The following is a 16,861-nucleotide window of genomic DNA, read 5'->3' as shown; positions in this document are numbered from 1 at the left end:
ACGAGGATTGAGAGCACGATGACAGCAACGCGGCGCGTGAGCCGGCCAGGTCCGGCGCGATGGGTGTTCTATCTGTGCGCCGTGGTGGCGATTGCGTGGCTCGCGACGCAGGCGTTTTACTTCGCGCAGATCGCGGTTTGGAATTACGTAAATCCGCGCAGTACCGCGTTTATGCGGTCGGACGCGTGGCGGTTGTCACAGGATCGGCCGGATCTTTCGGTGCAGCATACGTGGGTGTCGTATGACCAGATTTCGCGCAATCTGAAGCGGGCGATTATTGCTTCTGAGGATGCGAATTTTGTTAACAACAATGGGTATGAGACCGACGCTATCTTGCAGGCCTGGGAGCGGAATAAGGCTAAGGGCAAGATTGTTCGCGGTGGGTCGACCATTACTCAGCAGTTGGCGCGGAATCTGTTTTTGTCTCGGGAGAAAAGCTATATCCGGAAGGGGCAGGAACTCATCATTACCTGGATGCTCGAGACCTTGATGGATAAGGAGCGGATCTTTGAGATTTATCTCAACTCCGTTGAGTGGGGGAATGGGGTTTATGGGGCTGAGGCGGCGGCTCATTACTACTACAAGACTTCGGCGAGTAAGTTGACTGCTGCGCAGTCGGCTCGATTGGCCGTTATGCTGCCGCAGCCTAAGTATTTTGATGAGCATCGAGGGTCGCAGTATTTGGCTCAGCGCTCGCGGGTTATTGCCAGGAGGATGGGGGCGGCTGAGTTGCCTGATTAATGGGGTCTTTGCGTGTTCGGCGCTGGGTCTGTGTTTTTTTTTATGGCGTTGGCCTTTCCTTGAGTTCATGTCGGTTTATTAGCGTCGCCCCTGTGCGGGGCGGCACCTACTTTCTTTGCCGCGGCAAAGAAAGTAGGCAAAGAAAGCCGCTTCACACCGCAAATTCTTAAGTGAGTCCCCCGGCTCGGAGGGGGTAGTGGTGCATCTGGAATCTGTCACCTCGCACATTCAGCGCTCGTGACACAGCAGTCATACTTCCCGCCTCGCGCTACGCGCTCGCCGGAAGGGGCTGCTTGAAACGATGGGTTTCTCGTGCGCAGCGGGGGCCGTCGGCTTCGCCTCGGCGAGGTGCCCTCAGGCCTTTGGTCTCTAGAGCGCCTTAGTGCGGAAATGCGGAAAGCGGTGGCGTTCAAAAGGGCGCTCACGGGGGCGTAGGCGGTCCGCGCGTCGAGTCGTGCCGCACTTCCCTCCTCGCAACAAAGGCGCACGGGTTGCGCCTTTAACGCGGTTGCGACGCGTTATCGCAAGCCTCTTTCAGTGTGTCGCCGCGGTTCTGCAAAGCACAGTCAGTCAGTGTGTCACTGAGTTTCCGCAGCCTCTTTCAGCGTGTCGTAGGTTTACCGCCGCCGCTTTCTGCGAGTCGGCCAAGTTCCGCGAAGCCTGTCAATGTGCCGTTGCAGTTGGTCGCGCATCTGTTCTGAAGCGGATCTGTCTGTTCTGCAACATCGCTGTCGCGCCGATTTCTCGCGCACAGCCGGGCTCCTATCTACCGAGAAGTGGTCTCCCGCCCAAGCCAAACCGCGCGCGCCGTCATCATTCTCGAAAATTCGCAGCGACTCATTCGGATTTCGCCGCTACGACACTGAGCAGTTTCTTCAGGAACAGCGCGGCGGTACTTCATCCGAATTGGCCGCGTTATGCCGCAGCAAGATTTTTCTAGACGCTGCCCATTTCAACGCCCGCATTTCGGCGCCACGCCGAGGCGAAGCCGACGGCCCCCGCTGCGCACGAGAAACCCATCGGTTTCAAGCAGCCCCTTCCGGCGAGCGCGTAGCGCGAGGCGGGAAGTATGACTGCTGTGTCACGAGCGCTGAATGTGCGAGGTGACGGATTCCAGATGCACCACTACCCCCTCCGAGCCGGGGAACTCACTTAAGAATTTGCGGTGTGAAGCGGCTTTCTTTGCCTACTTTCTTTGCCGCGGCAAAGAAAGTAGGTGCCGCCCCGCACAGGGGCGACGCCAACAGACCGACATGAATTCAAGGAAAGGCCAACACCCTACAGAACACAACCAAAAAACCCTAACAACGCCAAATCCCATTATCTGAATCCAACACTCACATATTGGAGCTTTCACAAAAACCGCCCTACAATCCAACCCAACACGCAAAGCGCCGCAGCGAAAGGCAAACAAAGCCAACCCTGCGCAGCGCCAAAAGCAACAGCAAAAAAACCGGAGACAAAACCCAACCATGCCTAAAACGCAAAGGCAGCACCACCACGCCCGCGACACCGCGAGCAACCCAGGCCAAATCTCCGGCCCCGCGCTGTAAGCGCAAAAAAACCACCGAAAAGCGAATCGCCATGAACAAAGCGATGCCTACTCACGCCGCGAGCGAGTCCGACGCCGATCTGTCGCCATCAGCCGATCACGTGCCCAGCGCCATCCCGCGCCCGGCGGCGGCCACGGCCACGAAACCGCCCCGCCCCAGCATCCACCCAGCCCCGGTAGACGGAATCGCGCTGCCCAGCACGCTGCTCGACATCACCCCGCAGCAAGCCGGCACGCAAACCCTCCTGCGCGGCCTGGCGATCCTCGAAGCGGCAGCAGCCGGCGTCCGCGACCTGCGCACCTTCGGCGCCGCGCTCGGCACGACCCGCAGCACCACGCATCGTCTGGTGAGCAGCCTCGTGCAAGCGCGCTACCTGCGCCAGGTGCAAGGCGGCTACCTGCTCGGCCCAAAGCTGATCGAACTCGGCACCATCGCACTCGAACAGATGCCGCTCACCGCGGTCGCACGCCAGCATCTGGAATCGCTCGCGGAACAGACCCTCGACACGATCCACCTCGGCGTGCGCGACGGCGACGACGTCCTGTACATCGACAAAATCCCCGGCACCCGTGGCCTCGAAATGCGCTCACGCGTCGGCCATCGCATGCCGCTGGCGTCGACGGGGATCGGCAAAGCCATGATGCTCGACCTCACGCCCGACGTCTGGCAATCGCTGTTCGACGCATCGCGCCGCGCGCTCGCCGGCGTCAGCTTCAAGCCCGATAACCGCCCTGATGCGCAGACCTTCATGCAGCGCATGACCAACTACGCGGCCGGCGGCTACACCTTCGACCTCGAAGAAAACGAAGCGTCGATCCGTTGCGTCGCGGCTCCGGTGCGCGACGCGTCGGGCGCGGTGGTGGCGGCTCTTTCCGTGGCGAGCACGATCCCGTACATGTCGCTCGAACGCATGGACGAACTGATTCCGGTCGTGCAGCGCGAAGCGCGCGCGATCTCGGAAGAACTCGGCTGGCGCGCCCCGCAACCGGCAACCCGCAGGATCAAGCGATGAAGCGAGCGGGTTCTCCCACCCAGGCAGTCAGCCACGCCGCAGCAGTTGCGGTGGACGCCAGCCACGCGGATGCCGCGCTGATCGCGCTCGACTGGGGCACGACCTCGCTGCGCGCCTACCTGTACGACGCGTCCGGCAACGTGCTGGCGACGCGCGCATCGACGGCGGGGATCATGAATCTGCCGCGCAGCGCCGAGCAGGGCGGCTTCGACGCGGCCTTCGACGACGCCTGCGGCGCCTGGCTGGAACACGCGCCCGCCCCGCCGGTGATCGCGGCCGGCATGGTCGGCAGCGCGCAAGGCTGGCTGGAAGCGCCGTATGTGGACACGCCGGCGAGCGCCGATGCGCTGGTGGCCGGCATCGTCCGCGTCAAGGCGGCGTGCGGCGTGACGCTGCACATCGTGCCGGGCGTCCTGCAACGCGGCGAACTGCCCAACGTGATGCGCGGCGAAGAAACGCAAATCTTCGGCGCACTCGGCGAGGAAACGAACACCGCCGACAGCGGCAAGCGTGCCCTGATCGGCCTGCCCGGCACGCACGCGAAATGGGCGGTGGTGCAGGCGGACCGCATCGAACGTTTTCACACTTTCATGACCGGCGAAGTGTTCGCGGCATTGCGCGAACACACGATTCTCGGCCGCACGATGCTCACGCCGGATCTTCCGGACACCGGCGCGTTCCTGCATGGCGTGAACATCGCCCGGGAAAAAGGCCAGGCGGGTGTGCTCGCGACCGTATTCAGTTCGCGCACGCTCGGCCTCACCGGACAACTTTCGCGCGAACAGCAACCCGACTATCTGTCGGGATTGCTGATCGGGCATGAACTGGCCGGCCTCGATGCCGTGCTCGCGCAACAACAAAGCGCGCTTGCCGGGCAGAGCCTGCGCCTGATCGGCAACGAAGCGCTGTGCGAGCGCTATCGGCTCGCGCTGGCGCAATTCGGCTGTACCCAGGCGGAACTGGTCAAGCACGCTACCGAGCGCGGCCTGTGGCGCGTCGCGTCGCAGGCGGGGCTCGTCCAACCGGCCGCCAAGACGGCGCGCGCCTGACCGGCAGCGCCGCCGCCCACGAAACAAGGAATCGACATGCAATCTCACATCAATCTGCCCGCTCCGTACATGCCGCACGCGGGTTTGATCGCAGCGTTCGAGGCGTGTCCGCTGATCGCGATCATGCGCGGCGTGACGCCCGCCGATGCCGCCGAGCACGGTCAGGCGCTGTATGAAGCCGGCTTCCGGATCGTCGAAGTGCCGCTGAATTCGCCGCAACCGTTCGACAGCATCGCCGCGATCCGCAAGGTGTTGCCGGCCGACGCGATCGTCGGCGCGGGCACGGTGCTGCATCCGAGTTTCGTCAACGACGTGAAGTCGGCGGGCGGCGAACTGATCGTCATGCCGCATAGCGATCCGGAAGTCGTCAGTGCCGCGAAGGCGCAAGGCATGGCCTGCGCGCCAGGCGTCGCGACACCGAACGAAGCGTTCATCGCGCTGAAGAACGGCGCGGACGTGCTGAAGATGTTCCCCGCCGAACAGCTCGGCTGTCAGGTCGTGAAAGCATGGCGCGCGGTGATCGCGGCGGAAGTGCCGCTGGTCCCGGTCGGCGGCATCACGCCTGACAACATGGGCCCGTTCCTCAGCGCGGGCGCGAACGGCTTCGGTCTCGGCTCGGCGCTGTACAAGCCGGGTCAGAGCGCGGCCGTGACGGCATCGCACGCGAAGGCGTTCATCAACGGTTTGCGCATCGCCCGTGCGGGTGCGAAGAAATGAAACGGCTCGCCGGTAAAGTCGCTCTCGTCACCGGCGCCGGTCGCGGCATCGGCGCGGCGATCGCGCACGCGTTCGCACGCGAGGGCGCGGCGGTCGTGCTGGCCGAACTGGATATCGACACCGCGCAGCAGACGGCGGAGCACATCAAGGCGCAGACCGGCGCGCGCGTGCTCGCGGTGCATACGGACGTGACGCAATCCGCGTCGGTTCAGCACGCGGTGAGCGAAGCCGAACGCGCATTCGGCGCGCTCGACGTGCTGGTGAACAACGCCGGCATCAACGTGTTCTGCGACCCGCTCACCATGACAGACGACGACTGGCGCCGCTGCTTCGCGGTCGATCTCGACGGCGTGTGGAACGGTTGCCGCGCGGCGTTGCCGGGCATGGTCGAACGCGGCGCGGGCAGCATCGTGAATATCGCCTCGACGCATTCGTTCAAGATCATTCCGGGCTGCTTTCCGTACCCGGTGGCGAAGCACGGTGTGATCGGCCTGACGCGCGCGCTCGGCATCGAATACGCGCCGCGCAATGTGCGGGTCAACGCGATCGCGCCGGGTTACATCGAAACGCAATTGACGCATGACTGGTGGAACGAGCAGGCCGATCCGGCCGCCGCGCAGCAGGCGACGCTCGCTCTGCAGCCGATGAAACGCATTGGCCGCCCGGAAGAAGTGGCGATGACCGCGGTGTTTCTCGCCTCGGACGAAGCGCCGTTCATCAACGCCACCTGCATCACCGTGGATGGTGGCCGCTCGGCGCTGTATCACGACTGATTTTTGCAGGACCCGAATTGCGCAGGGGCGCATGGAGTACACCGGACGACGCGCTGGCCGCGTGTGTCACAACCGGTACAAGAAGACGCGGCCGATACCTTCTCGTTATCAATTAGTCAGGAGACACGCATCATGAAACGTAGAATTTTCCTCACGCTGGCAGCAGCGGCGACGGGTGTGCTCTTCAACGCACCGGTCGCGCAAGCTGCCGATCCGGTGAAGATCGGCTTCCTCGTGAAGCAGCCGGAAGAACCGTGGTTCCAGGACGAGTGGAAGTTCGCCGAAATCGCCGCCAAGGAAAAGGGCTTCACGCTGGTGAAGATCGGCGCGCCGTCGGGCGAGAAGGTGATGAGCGCAATCGACAACCTGTCGGCGCAAAAGGCGCAAGGCTTCGTGATCTGCACGCCTGACGTCAAGCTCGGACCGGGCATCGTCGCGAAGGCGAAGGCCGACGGCCTGAAGATGATGACGGTGGACGATCGTCTGGTCGACGGCTCGGGCAAGCCGATCGCATCGGTGCCGCATATGGGCATCTCGGCGTACAACATCGGCAAGCAGGTCGGCGACGGTCTGGCCGCGGAAATCAAGAAACGCGGCTGGGACATGAAGGACGTGGGCGCGATCGACGTGACCTACGAACAACTGCCGACCGCGCATGACCGCACCAGCGGCGCAACCGATGCACTGATCGCCGCCGGCTTCCCGAAGGCGAACATCATCGCCGCGCCGCAAGCGAAGACCGACACGGAAAACGCGTTCAACGCCGCCAACATCGCGCTGACGAAGAATCCGAACTTCAAGCACTGGGTCGCTTACGGCCTGAACGACGAAGCCGTGCTCGGCGCCGTGCGTGCAGCGGAAGGCCGCGGCTTCAAGGCGGACAACATGATCGGTATCGGCATCGGCGGATCGGACTCGGCACTCAACGAGTTCAAGAAGCCGTCGCCGACCGGCTTCTACGGCACGGTCATCATCAGCCCGAAGCGCCACGGCGAAGAAACCTCGACGCTGATGTACGACTGGATCACGCAAGGCAAGGCACCGCCGGCGCTGACCCTGACGACCGGGATGCTGGCCACGCGTGACAACGTCGCCGATGTGCGCCAGAAGATGGGCCTCGCGGCAAATTGAGCGGTTTGATTCAGCAAGTGGTGACATGAAGTGAACTGCCGGCGCGTGTTTCTCTTTCGCGAAAGAGGGCACGCGCCGGCAGCAGCAATACAAGATGAGTAGTTGAGACATGCTCTGCTTTGCACCTGCCCATGACGTAATCACGCAGGCGCCACAAAGCAAAGGTTCACACGAAGCATTAGGAGGCGAAGTGTCAGCGACGCTACGTTTTGACAATATCGGCAAAGTCTTTCCAGGCGTGCGCGCGCTCGACGGTGTGTCCTTCGACGTCAACGTCGGCCAGGTGCACGGCCTGATGGGCGAAAACGGCGCAGGGAAATCGACCCTGCTGAAGATTCTCGGCGGTGAATATCAGCCCGACTCGGGCCGTGTGATGATCGACGGCAACGAGGTGCGCTTCTCCAGCGCGGCGTCGTCGATCGCGGCGGGCATCGCGGTGATTCACCAGGAACTGCAATACGTGCCCGATCTGACGGTCGCGGAAAACCTGCTGCTCGGCCAGTTGCCGAACTCGCTCGGATGGGTCAACAAGCGCGAAGCCAAACGCTTCGTGCGCGAACGCCTCGAAGCGATGGGCGTGGCGCTCGACCCGAACGCGAAGCTGCGCAAGCTCTCGATCGCGCAGCGCCAGATGGTGGAAATCTGCAAGGCGCTGCTGCGTAACGCGCGCGTGATCGCATTGGATGAGCCGACCAGCTCGCTGTCGCATCGTGAGACCGAGGTGCTGTTCAAGCTGGTGCGCGATCTGCGTGCCGACAACCGCGCGATGATCTACATCTCGCACCGCATGGACGAGATCTACGAACTGTGCGACGCCTGCACGATCTTCCGCGACGGCCGCAAGATCGCCTCGCATCCGACGCTCGAAGGCGTATCGCGCGACACCATCGTCAGCGAAATGGTGGGGCGGGAAATTTCGGACATCTATAACTACTCGGCGCGGCCGCTCGGCGAAGTGCGCTTCGCGGCAAAAGCGATCGAGGGCCACGCGCTCGCGCAACCGGCCAGCTTCGAAGTGCGGCGCGGCGAGATCGTCGGCTTTTTCGGGCTGGTGGGCGCGGGCCGTAGCGAACTGATGCATCTGGTGTACGGCGCCGATCACAAGAAGGGCGGCGAGTTGATGCTCGACGGCAAGCCGATCAAGGTGCGCAGCGCGGGTGAAGCGATCAGGCACGGCATCGTGCTGTGCCCGGAAGACCGCAAGGAAGAGGGCATCGTCGCGATGGCGACGGTGTCGGAGAACATCAATATTAGTTGCCGCCGTCACTACCTGCGCGCGGGGATGTTCCTCGATCGCAAGAAGGAAGCGGAAACCGCGGACCGTTTCATCAAGCTGCTCAAGATCAAGACGCCGAGCCGCCGCCAGAAGATTCGTTTCCTGTCGGGCGGCAATCAGCAGAAGGCGATTCTGTCGCGCTGGTTGGCTGAGCCCGATCTGAAAGTCGTGATTCTCGACGAGCCGACTCGCGGTATCGACGTCGGCGCGAAGCACGAAATCTACAACGTGATCTATCAGCTTGCCGAACGCGGCTGCGCGATCGTGATGATTTCGTCCGAACTGCCGGAAGTGCTCGGCGTGTCCGACCGGATCGTCGTGATGCGTCAGGGCCGGATTTCCGGCGAGCTGGCGCGCCAGGATGCAACGGAACAATCGGTCTTGAGCCTCGCCTTGCCGCAAAGCTCGACCGCCTTACCTGGAACCGGCACCGGAACCGCATCGGCTGCCCAACAGGCAGCCTGAACATCATTCGGACGAAAGTCCGGCAACCCGTGGGGAACGGGAGGAGTCTTCAACATGCAAGCCAGAGAAAACCTCGCGCAACAGGCCGCCAAGAGCGCCGCCGAAGCGCTGATTCCGCAGTCCAACGACAAGGCGAAATGGTGGCAACAGATCACCGAGTACAGCCTGATCGTGATCTTCATCGTGATGTTCGTCACGATGTCGCTGACCGTCGATCACTTCTTCTCGATCGAGAACATGCTCGGCCTCGCGCTGTCGATCTCGCAGATCGGCATGGTCTCGTGCACGATGATGTTCTGTCTCGCCTCGCGCGACTTCGACTTGTCGGTCGGTTCGACCGTCGCGTTCGCGGGCGTCTTGTGCGCGATGGTGCTCAACGCCACCGGTAATACCTTCATCGCGATCATCGCGGCGGTGGCGGCGGGCGGCGTGATCGGCTTCGTCAACGGCGCTGTGATCGCGTATCTGCGCATCAACGCGCTGATCACGACGCTCGCCACGATGGAAATCGTCCGCGGCCTCGGCTTTATCGTCTCGCACGGTCAGGCGGTGGGCGTGTCGTCGGATACGTTTATCGCGCTCGGCGGTTTGAGCTTCTTCGGCGTATCGCTGCCGATCTGGGTCACGCTGCTGTGCTTCATCGTGTTCGGCGTGATGCTCAACCAGACCGTGTACGGCCGCAATACGCTCGCGATCGGCGGCAATCCGGAAGCCTCGCGTCTGGCCGGTATCAATGTGGAACGCACGCGCGTCTACATCTTCCTGATTCAGGGCGCGGTGACCGCGCTGGCCGGTGTGATTCTGGCCTCGCGTATCACGTCCGGTCAGCCGAATGCCGCGGAAGGCTTCGAACTGAACGTGATCTCGGCGTGCGTGTTGGGCGGCGTCTCGCTGCTCGGCGGCCGCGCGACGATTTCCGGCGTCGTGATCGGCGTGCTGATCATGGGCACGGTCGAGAACGTGATGAACCTGATGAACATCGACGCGTTCTACCAGTACCTTGTGCGTGGCGCGATCCTGCTCGCCGCCGTGCTGCTCGACCAGTTGAAGAACCGCGGATCGCGGGACTAACCCACTTGCTCTAAAAGGAATCGAACGATGTCGTCTCCGGCCAATGCAAACGTCCGTCTCGCGGACAACGTCTTCGCGCGCTATCCGAGCCTCGTCGACCGCACGGTGTTGATCACGGGTGGCGCGACCGGCATCGGCGCATCCTTCGTCGAGCACTTCGCGGCGCAAGGCGCTCGCGTCGCGTTCTTCGACATCGACGTGAGCGCCGGCGAAGCGCTCGCCGACGAGCTCGGCGATTCGAAGCACAAACCGCTGTTCCTGCCGTGCGATCTGACCGACATCGACGCGCTGCAAAAAGCGATCGCCGACGTGAAGACCGCGCTCGGCCCGATCCAGGTGCTGGTGAACAACGCCGCGAACGACAAGCGCCACACAATCGGCGAAGTCACGCGCGAGTCGTTCGACGCGGGCATCGCGGTGAACATTCGGCACCAGTTCTTTGCTGCGCAAGCGGTGATGGAGGACATGAAAGCCGCCAACAGCGGCTCGATCATCAATCTCGGTTCGATCAGCTGGATGCTGAAGAACGGCGGCTATCCGGTCTATGTGATGTCGAAATCCGCGGTGCAGGGTTTGACGCGCGGTCTTGCGCGCGATCTCGGCCACTTCAATATCCGCGTCAATACGCTGGCGCCGGGCTGGGTGATGACCGAGAAGCAGAAGCGCTTGTGGCTCGACGACGCGGGCCGTCGTTCGATCAAGGAAGGGCAGTGCATCGACGCCGAACTGGAACCGGCCGACCTCGCGCGCATGGCGCTCTTCCTCGCCGCCGACGACAGCCGGATGATCACCGCGCAGGACATCATCGTCGACGGAGGCTGGGCGTGAGTGCGAGCGGTTCATCCGGCACGGCCGCGCTGCTGCTCGATACGAAATGCACGCTCGGCGAAGGCGCGACATGGTGCGCGCAAAGCGGCCGTTTCTACTGGACGGATATCGAAGGCGCGCGCCTGTGGCGCTATGACCCGAGGGACGGTAGCACCATGTCCTGGCGTATGCCCGAGCGCCTCGCCACGTTCGCGCTGTGCGCGGATCCGCGTTACCTGCTGCTCGGCCTGGCCACGCATCTCGCCTTTTTCGAGCTGGCCACCGGCGAGACGCGGCGGATCATCGACGTCGAACCCGGCTTGAATACGCGCGTGAACGACGGCCGCTGCGACCGTCAGGGGCGCTTCGTGTTCGGCACCAAAGATGAAGGCGCGCCGCTGCAGGCAATCGGCGGCTTCTACCGGCTCGATCACGATCTTTCGCTCGAGCGTTTGCCGTTGCCCGCGCCCGCGATCTCGAACAGCATCGCGTTCAGTCCCGACGGCACGACGATGTACTACTGCGATTCGCCCACGCGCGAAATCCGCGCGTGCGACTACCGCGCTGACGGCGGCATCGCCAACGACCGCCTGTTCACCCAGCTCACCGACGCCACCGGCGAACCCGACGGCTCGACCGTCGACCGCGACGGCGGCTTGTGGAACGCGCAATGGGGCGGCCGACGAGTGGTGCGCTACGGCCCGGACGGCGTGGAAACGGAGCGTGTCGACGTGCCGACCGCGCAGCCCAGCTGCGTCGCGCTGGGCGGCGCGCAACTCGGCACGCTGTATGTCACGAGCGCACGCTGTGACCTCGATGCAGCGGCGCTTGCGGACGATACGCACGCCGGCGGCGTGTTCGTCGCCACGCCCGGACGGCAAGGTTTGCCGGAGCCGGTGTTCCAAGGCGCGCCAGCTTAGCGCAGAATGACGCTGCCTCGTTCTCGAGGCAGCAATGAATAATGAAACGATAAAGCGCGGTCGGGCAGTGAATCTGAAAGTGAATCGCAAGTTGATGGTGCAATCCCAGTGGCAGCAAATCGGCAGCATGCAGTTCGGACCCAGAGGCGACCAGTTTAAGAAAATCGCCCAACAGCATCCGTCAGCAATGACGGCAACGTCCCAAGCCTCTCGATGGAGCCAGATATGACTGTTGCGAATCTTGTTTCTTCCTCCCCTCAGACCTCACAGAGTCGACGCTCGCGACTCGCCGCGGCGGCCAATCCGGTGTTGCCGGGTCCCAGCACGTCGGCGGTGGCCGTCGGCGAAGCCAGCGCCGGCGATGTCGCGTGCATCACGCTCGCCAACGCGCATTTGCGTCTCGACGTCGCGCCGACGCTCGGCGGCGGCGTCACCCGTTTCGACTGGCGCAACGACGGCGCGCTCACGCCGATCTTCCGCCGCTGCCGCCACGTCGGCGCCGATACGCAACCGAACCAGTTGTCCTGTTATCCGCTCCTGCCGTATTCAAATCGCATCGGCGGCGGGGAATTCAATGTGGCGGGACGGCGCGTCGAGGTGCCGCGCAATCGCGCCGACGAACCCTTGCCGATTCACGGCGACGGTTGGCAATCGGCCTGGCAGGTCGCGGAGTCGGATCGCGAAAATGTCCGCCTCACGCTCGATCGCCGCGACGGCAAGCCGTACACGTACCGCGCGACGCAAACCTATACGCTGGACGGCCCGACGCTGGTCGTCACGCTCGAAATCGAAAATACCGGCCGCGAGGCGCTGCCTTTCGGGCTGGGCGTGCATCCCTTCTTCGTGCGCGACGCGGACACCGAGTTGTCCGCCGCGGCCGGCGGCCTGTGGCTCTCCGGCGACGACTGGTTGCCGGTGCGGCATGTGCAGGCGCCGCCTGCCTGGCAATTCGGCGTGGCGTATCCGCTGCCGGAAACCATCGTCAATCACGCCTTTACCGGCTGGAGTGGGCAAGCGGCGGTAGTGTGGCCGAAGCGCCGCCTGTCGCTGAACATTGCCGCCGATACCGACTACTACGTGCTGTACACGCCGCCCGGCGAAGACTTTTTCTGCTTCGAACCGGTGGATCATCCGATCAACGCGATGAACCTGGCCGGCGGCGCGAGTGAAAACGGCATGACCTTGCTAGGACGCGGCGAGCGACTGACACGCACGTTCCGCTTCACGGTCGAACGCACGGGTTTGCGGTCAATGCCGGGCGCGCGCGGCTCGAAGCGGCGGCAGTAGCGGGCGAAGGTGGCGCGGCCCGCCGCGCAGGACGGGTAAAATACGCGCCTCTTTCGTTCCCAGCTCGCCGCGAGACCCACCATGTCCAATTTCATCCAGACACTCAACGACGCCTGGCGGCGCACCAACTCGCTGCTGTGCGTCGGCCTCGATCCCGAGCCGAGCAAATTCCCGGGCGCGCTCGCGGGCCGTCCCGAGGCGATCTTCGACTTCTGCCGCACGATCGTCGACGCAACCGCGCCGTATGCGTCGTCTTTCAAACCGCAGATTGCCTACTTCGCGGCGCATCGCGCGGAAAACCAGCTTGAGCAGCTGATCGCCCACATTCATGCGAACCATCCGGGCCTGCCGGTGATTCTGGACGCGAAGCGCGGCGACATCGGCAGCACCGCCGAGCAATATGCGCGCGAGGCGTTCGAGCGTTATCAGGCGGACGCCGTGACGGTGAATCCCTACATGGGTTTCGACTCGATCCAGCCGTATCTGGAGCATGCAGGCAAAGGCGTGATCGTGCTGTGCCGCACGTCGAACCCGGGCGGCTCCGACCTGCAATTCCTGGAGACGGGCGGCCGTCCGCTGTATCAGGTTGTCGCAAAACTGGCGGCGGAGAAATGGAATGCGAGCGGCCAGCTGAGTCTGGTGGTCGGCGCGACTTTCCCGAAAGAGATTGAAGTGGTGCGGGGGATCGTCGGCGATATGCCGCTGCTGATTCCGGGCATCGGCGCGCAAGGCGGCGATGTGGAAGCGACGGTCAACGCCGGCCGCACCGCGAACGGCACGGGCATGCTGATCAACTCGTCGCGGGCGATCATCTACGCGGGCAAGGGCGACGATTTCGCCGAAGCCGCGGCGAAGGCCGCGATGGAAATGCGGGACCGGATCAACGCCTTCCGGTAATCGCAGGCTGTCGTTGTTCGGCGCGCGTAGAGTTCAGTTTGGCCCCAGCCGCTCGATCAACGCCGCATGCTGCGGATGCCGCGCTTTCAACGTGCCGACATTCGCCAGTTCGAATTCGCTGAATTCAAAACCCGGCGCCACCGTGCAACCCACCAGCGCGGAGGTCGCCGGATCGGCGCATTCCGCCGCGAACCACAGACCTGCAGGCACCACGGCCTGAAACACGGCATCCGCGTGCGTCAGCGCGTCGCCGAGCTTATGTGTCACCAATGCGCCCGTCTCGTCGAGCACATGGACGGTCAATGGTTCGCCCGCATAGAAATGCCAAACCTCGTCGGACTTGATCCGGTGCCACGCCGAATGCGCGCCGTCGCAGAGCAGGTAATAGATCGCCGTGGACGCAGAGCGCGTTTCCGCTGCGCTGTGGTCGCTGTCGCGGATCACGCGCTCCGCCGAGCGGTACGTCTCGCTGAAAAATCCGCCTTCGGGATGCGGCTTGAGATCGAGGCGGCGGATCAGTTCGTCTTTGACTGCGTGCGAATCAGGCATCGGCTCTCCGCTTCGAACAAAGGTTAGTGCTCGCGTTCGTCGAGCAAGGCGAGGACGCCGCGCAATGCATGCGCGGCAGCCTGCACGCGGATCTTCTCGCGGTCGCCTTTGAAGATCTTCGTTTCCACCGACGTATGCAGCCGGTTGCTCCAACCGAACGAGACCATGCCGACCGGTTTGGTTTCGGTGCCGCCGCCCGGTCCGGCGACGCCGGTAATCGACAGCGAGACCTGCGCGCGGCTATTGCGCAGCGCGCCTTCGGCCATGGCGCGTGCCACCTGCTCGCTGACCGCGCCGTGCTTGTCGATCAGCTCGGCGGGCACGCCGATCATCTCGCTCTTCGCCTGATTCGAATACGTGACGAAGCCGCGCTCGAACCAGCCGCTGCTGCCGGAAATGTCGGTGATCGCGGTCGCTACCATGCCGCCCGTGCAGGACTCGGCCGTGACGAGCATGAGGCGCTCGTCGCGCAGACGGTTGCTCACGCGAATGGCGAGCTGGTGAACGACGGAATCGGTAGGCATGGCGTCAATCCGGAAAAACGGGGGCTGGCGGTGAATGCCCGGCGGCGCGGCAGCCGCCGGGCAGCAGTCAAACGGACATGCGCCAGAGTGCAATCACGAGCAGCGTGAAAAACGCGGCGACCAGGTCATCGAACATGATGCCAAAGCCACCTTTCAGACGACGATCGAAATAGCCGATGGGTGGCGGCTTCACCATGTCGAAGAAGCGGAACACGAGGAACGCCCACAACTGCCCGGTCAGCGTGACCGGTGTGACCATTAGCAGCACCAGCCAGAACGCGATGATTTCGTCCCACACGACCGGCGAAGGATCGTCGATGCCGAGCTTCTTCGCGGTGAATCCGCAAATCGCAATGCCGCCGAAGAAGCCGGCGACGATCAGCAGGCCCCACTCGATTACGGTCAGATAACGGCTCAGAACGGCGAACGACGCCCACGCGAACAGCGTGCCGATCGTGCCCGGCGCGACCGGCGACAGGCCACTGCCGAACCCCAGCGACAGAATGTGCAGCGGATGCGACAGCATGAAGCGCGCGGTGGCGCGGCGCGGCTGACGGCCGGGCGGGCGCGGATCGGGCGCGCGCGGCGCCTGCGGCGGCTCGACGCTGATGAGTTTGTCGGCCGGGCCGAGCGGGGGATCAGTCTGCATGAAAGTGGTCGAAGCCTTGCAACGTCAGAGTAAGCGGCGCGCCGGCGGCATCGCGCCAGCCGATCGCCGGGCGGTCGGCCGCCGATTCGAGAGCGCTTATTGTACCGATGCGGGTGAGCTGAATGCCCACCTCCTGGCCGGCCTTTTCGACGGCGGCACGCGCCGCGGGCGGCGCGGTGAAGCACAGCTCGTAGTCGTCGCCGCCGGCGAGCGTGCAGCGTCGCTGGATCTCCGGCGCGAGGCGGCGCAGCGCGGCGGAACGGGGCACGGCGTCGACGTCGACCGTGGCTCGCAAGTTCGAGCGTTCCAGAATGTGCAGCAGATCGCCCGCGAGACCGTCCGAGAGGTCGAGCGCCGCGTGGGCGATGCCGCGCAGCGCGAGCCCGAGCGCGACGCGCGGCTCCGGGCGGTCGAGGGCGCGACTAAACGTCGCAGTGTCGCTGGCATCGGCAGACCATTCGCCGCGCCGCACGCCGAGGCCGGCGCGCGCGTCGCCGAGCGTGCCGGAAATCCAGATGTCATCGCCCGGTTGCGCGGCGTCGCGGCGCAGCGCCGCGCGCGGCGGTACGCTGCCGAATACCGTGATGCACAGATTCAGCGGACCGCCGGTCGTGTCGCCGCCGATCAGCTCGCACCCGTAGCGTTCGGCCAGCGCGAAAAGCCCTTCGCTGAACGCGGCAAGCCAGGCTTCTTCGGCCTTCGGCAAGGAGAACGCCAGCGTGAACGCCTGCGGTTGCGCGCCCATCGCGGCGAGGTCCGACAAGTTCACGGCGAGGGCTTTGTGACCCAGCGCCTCGGGATCGACATCGGCGAAAAAGTGGCGGCCTTCCACCAGCATGTCCGTCGATATCGCCAGCATTTCGCCCGCGCGCGGGGCGAGCAGCGCGCAGTCGTCGCCGATGCCGAGCGTGCCGCTCGCGGCGTCGGCGGGCCGGGCAGCGGCGCGGCGGGCAAAGAAACGATCGATCAGCGAAAACTCGGAGAGCATGGTGGCGAAGGGTGAACGATTAATTGTTGCGAATTGCGGCTAACGGCGCGCATTGTATGGAGTGGTCATCGGGTAAACATTCGATCGCCCGGCAACTCCGATTCGGGTCGCGTTGCGGCCACAGCATGCCACGTCAGCCTTTCGCTATGTTTCTGTCGCGGCAGTTGTACCCGTATTGAAGGAATTGGGCCGCCAATTGGGGCTACAATGCCGTCGAACGTCTATTCTAATCCGCCCTTCGAAGCCCGCCTTATGTCGACTCCCGTCAATAGCAAACTCCGCGAAGCCGCCCTCGATTACCACGAGTTCCCCACCCCGGGGAAGATCGCGATCGCCCCGACCAAGCAGATGATCAACCAGCGCGACCTCGCGCTGGCGTACTCGCCTGGCGTCGCGTTCGCGTGCGAGGAAATCGTCGAGAACCCGTTGAACGCCGCGCGCTTCACCGCGCG

The 16,861-nt window shown here is 64.0% G+C and carries 16 protein-coding genes and 1 pseudogene; 13 read left to right on the top strand and 4 right to left on the bottom strand.

The genetic code is table 11. From position 1 onward, the window contains the following. Positions 1 to 18: 18 nt before the first annotated feature. The 12 genes from mtgA to pyrF all read left to right on the top strand — a co-directional run bounded on the left by mtgA (position 19) and on the right by pyrF (position 13,699). Positions 19 to 741 (top strand): monofunctional biosynthetic peptidoglycan transglycosylase, encoded by a 723-nt coding sequence (gene mtgA / locus ACQKRQ_RS37975; RefSeq protein WP_427482802.1) that lies wholly within the window; start codon positions 19 to 21, stop codon positions 739 to 741. A gap of 1,584 nt (positions 742 to 2,325) precedes the next feature. After that, positions 2,326 to 3,306 carry an IclR family transcriptional regulator gene (locus tag ACQKRQ_RS37970; RefSeq protein WP_132373021.1) on the top strand — a complete coding sequence of 327 codons (981 nt, stop codon included), beginning with the start codon at positions 2,326 to 2,328 and terminating at the stop codon, positions 3,304 to 3,306. Then, positions 3,303 to 4,355, top strand: a complete 1,053-nt coding sequence (locus tag ACQKRQ_RS37965; protein ID WP_427482800.1) for a 2-dehydro-3-deoxygalactonokinase — start codon at positions 3,303 to 3,305, stop codon at positions 4,353 to 4,355. The genes ACQKRQ_RS37970 and ACQKRQ_RS37965 overlap by 4 nt, the downstream gene beginning before the upstream one ends. A 36-nt stretch (positions 4,356 to 4,391) precedes the next feature. Beyond that, positions 4,392 to 5,072: a 2-dehydro-3-deoxy-6-phosphogalactonate aldolase gene (locus tag ACQKRQ_RS37960; RefSeq protein WP_427482798.1), complete on the top strand. Its 681-nt coding sequence runs from the start codon at positions 4,392 to 4,394 to the stop codon at positions 5,070 to 5,072. Next, complete coding sequence (locus tag ACQKRQ_RS37955; RefSeq protein WP_427482796.1) at positions 5,069 to 5,845, top strand: SDR family oxidoreductase; 777 nt, start codon at positions 5,069 to 5,071, stop codon at positions 5,843 to 5,845. The genes ACQKRQ_RS37960 and ACQKRQ_RS37955 overlap by 4 nt, the downstream gene beginning before the upstream one ends. A gap of 132 nt (positions 5,846 to 5,977) precedes the next feature. After that, complete coding sequence (locus tag ACQKRQ_RS37950) at positions 5,978 to 6,976, top strand: arabinose ABC transporter substrate-binding protein (RefSeq protein WP_132373029.1); 999 nt, start codon at positions 5,978 to 5,980, stop codon at positions 6,974 to 6,976. A gap of 190 nt (positions 6,977 to 7,166) precedes the next feature. Then, positions 7,167 to 8,717, top strand: coding sequence for an L-arabinose ABC transporter ATP-binding protein AraG (gene araG, locus ACQKRQ_RS37945; RefSeq protein WP_408183412.1), 1,551 nt, complete (start codon positions 7,167 to 7,169; stop codon positions 8,715 to 8,717). Positions 8,718 to 8,771: 54 nt separating this feature from the next. Further along, entirely contained in the window at positions 8,772 to 9,788 is a 1,017-nt protein-coding gene (gene araH / locus ACQKRQ_RS37940) for an L-arabinose ABC transporter permease AraH (RefSeq protein WP_132373033.1), read from the top strand. Positions 9,789 to 9,815: 27 nt separating this feature from the next. Further along, positions 9,816 to 10,616: an SDR family NAD(P)-dependent oxidoreductase gene (locus tag ACQKRQ_RS37935; RefSeq protein ID WP_132373035.1), complete on the top strand. Its 801-nt coding sequence runs from the start codon at positions 9,816 to 9,818 to the stop codon at positions 10,614 to 10,616. Next, entirely contained in the window at positions 10,613 to 11,515 is a 903-nt protein-coding gene (locus ACQKRQ_RS37930; protein WP_427482792.1) for an SMP-30/gluconolactonase/LRE family protein, read from the top strand. The genes ACQKRQ_RS37935 and ACQKRQ_RS37930 overlap by 4 nt, the downstream gene beginning before the upstream one ends. A 225-nt stretch (positions 11,516 to 11,740) precedes the next feature. Continuing rightward, positions 11,741 to 12,802: an aldose 1-epimerase gene (locus ACQKRQ_RS37925; protein WP_132373039.1), complete on the top strand. Its 1,062-nt coding sequence runs from the start codon at positions 11,741 to 11,743 to the stop codon at positions 12,800 to 12,802. An 81-nt stretch (positions 12,803 to 12,883) separates the two neighbouring features. Then, entirely contained in the window at positions 12,884 to 13,699 is an 816-nt protein-coding gene (gene pyrF / locus ACQKRQ_RS37920; protein ID WP_427482790.1) for an orotidine-5'-phosphate decarboxylase, read from the top strand. A 33-nt stretch (positions 13,700 to 13,732) separates the two neighbouring features. On the opposite strand, the gene ACQKRQ_RS37915 is transcribed toward pyrF, so the two are convergent. From ACQKRQ_RS37915 to thiL, 4 genes are all read right to left on the bottom strand, one after another. Next, positions 13,733 to 14,248, bottom strand: a complete 516-nt coding sequence (locus ACQKRQ_RS37915) for a cupin domain-containing protein (RefSeq protein ID WP_427482788.1) — start codon at positions 14,246 to 14,248, stop codon at positions 13,733 to 13,735. A 23-nt stretch (positions 14,249 to 14,271) separates the two neighbouring features. Next, a complete protein-coding gene (locus tag ACQKRQ_RS37910) occupies positions 14,272 to 14,772 on the bottom strand; it encodes a CinA family protein (RefSeq protein ID WP_106285221.1) in 501 nt (166 codons plus the stop codon). 67 nt (positions 14,773 to 14,839) lie between these two features. Then, entirely contained in the window at positions 14,840 to 15,421 is a 582-nt protein-coding gene (locus ACQKRQ_RS37905; RefSeq protein WP_207915607.1) for a phosphatidylglycerophosphatase A family protein, read from the bottom strand. Further along, on the bottom strand, positions 15,411 to 16,409 hold the full coding sequence (gene thiL, locus ACQKRQ_RS37900) for a thiamine-phosphate kinase (protein ID WP_427482786.1): 999 nt from the start codon (positions 16,407 to 16,409) through the stop codon (positions 15,411 to 15,413). Before thiL ends, ACQKRQ_RS37905 begins: the two co-directional genes overlap by 11 nt. 207 nt (positions 16,410 to 16,616) lie before the next feature. Here thiL and ACQKRQ_RS37895 point away from each other — a divergent pair. Next, positions 16,617 to 16,861 (top strand): annotated as a pseudogene (locus ACQKRQ_RS37895) (NADP-dependent malic enzyme); the annotation flags it as partial.

The sequence above is a fragment of the Paraburkholderia sp. NPDC080076 genome (assembly GCF_050281145.1).
Classification (GTDB): domain Bacteria; phylum Pseudomonadota; class Gammaproteobacteria; order Burkholderiales; family Burkholderiaceae; genus Paraburkholderia.
Note: the sequence above shows the minus strand (reverse complement) of the source record. Positions and strands in the feature narration are given on the sequence as shown.

Excerpts from the sequence above, each read along its gene's own strand:
- ACQKRQ_RS37905 (WP_207915607.1), bottom strand. The coding sequence starts at position 15,421 with ATGCAGACTGATCCCCCGCTCGGCCCGGCCGACAAACTCATCAGCGTC.
- pyrF (WP_427482790.1), top strand. The coding sequence starts at position 12,884 with ATGTCCAATTTCATCCAGACACTCAACGACGCCTGGCGGCGCACCAAC.
- araH (WP_132373033.1), top strand. The coding sequence starts at position 8,772 with ATGCAAGCCAGAGAAAACCTCGCGCAACAGGCCGCCAAGAGCGCCGCC.
- ACQKRQ_RS37955 (WP_427482796.1), top strand. The coding sequence starts at position 5,069 with ATGAAACGGCTCGCCGGTAAAGTCGCTCTCGTCACCGGCGCCGGTCGC.
- ACQKRQ_RS37910 (WP_106285221.1), bottom strand. The coding sequence starts at position 14,772 with ATGCCTACCGATTCCGTCGTTCACCAGCTCGCCATTCGCGTGAGCAAC.
- ACQKRQ_RS37965 (WP_427482800.1), top strand. The coding sequence starts at position 3,303 with ATGAAGCGAGCGGGTTCTCCCACCCAGGCAGTCAGCCACGCCGCAGCA.
- ACQKRQ_RS37925 (WP_132373039.1), top strand. The coding sequence starts at position 11,741 with ATGACTGTTGCGAATCTTGTTTCTTCCTCCCCTCAGACCTCACAGAGT.
- ACQKRQ_RS37935 (WP_132373035.1), top strand. The coding sequence starts at position 9,816 with ATGTCGTCTCCGGCCAATGCAAACGTCCGTCTCGCGGACAACGTCTTC.
- ACQKRQ_RS37960 (WP_427482798.1), top strand. The coding sequence starts at position 4,392 with ATGCAATCTCACATCAATCTGCCCGCTCCGTACATGCCGCACGCGGGT.
- mtgA (WP_427482802.1), top strand. The coding sequence starts at position 19 with ATGACAGCAACGCGGCGCGTGAGCCGGCCAGGTCCGGCGCGATGGGTG.
- ACQKRQ_RS37970 (WP_132373021.1), top strand. The coding sequence starts at position 2,326 with ATGAACAAAGCGATGCCTACTCACGCCGCGAGCGAGTCCGACGCCGAT.
- thiL (WP_427482786.1), bottom strand. The coding sequence starts at position 16,409 with ATGCTCTCCGAGTTTTCGCTGATCGATCGTTTCTTTGCCCGCCGCGCC.
- ACQKRQ_RS37950 (WP_132373029.1), top strand. The coding sequence starts at position 5,978 with ATGAAACGTAGAATTTTCCTCACGCTGGCAGCAGCGGCGACGGGTGTG.
- ACQKRQ_RS37915 (WP_427482788.1), bottom strand. The coding sequence starts at position 14,248 with ATGCCTGATTCGCACGCAGTCAAAGACGAACTGATCCGCCGCCTCGAT.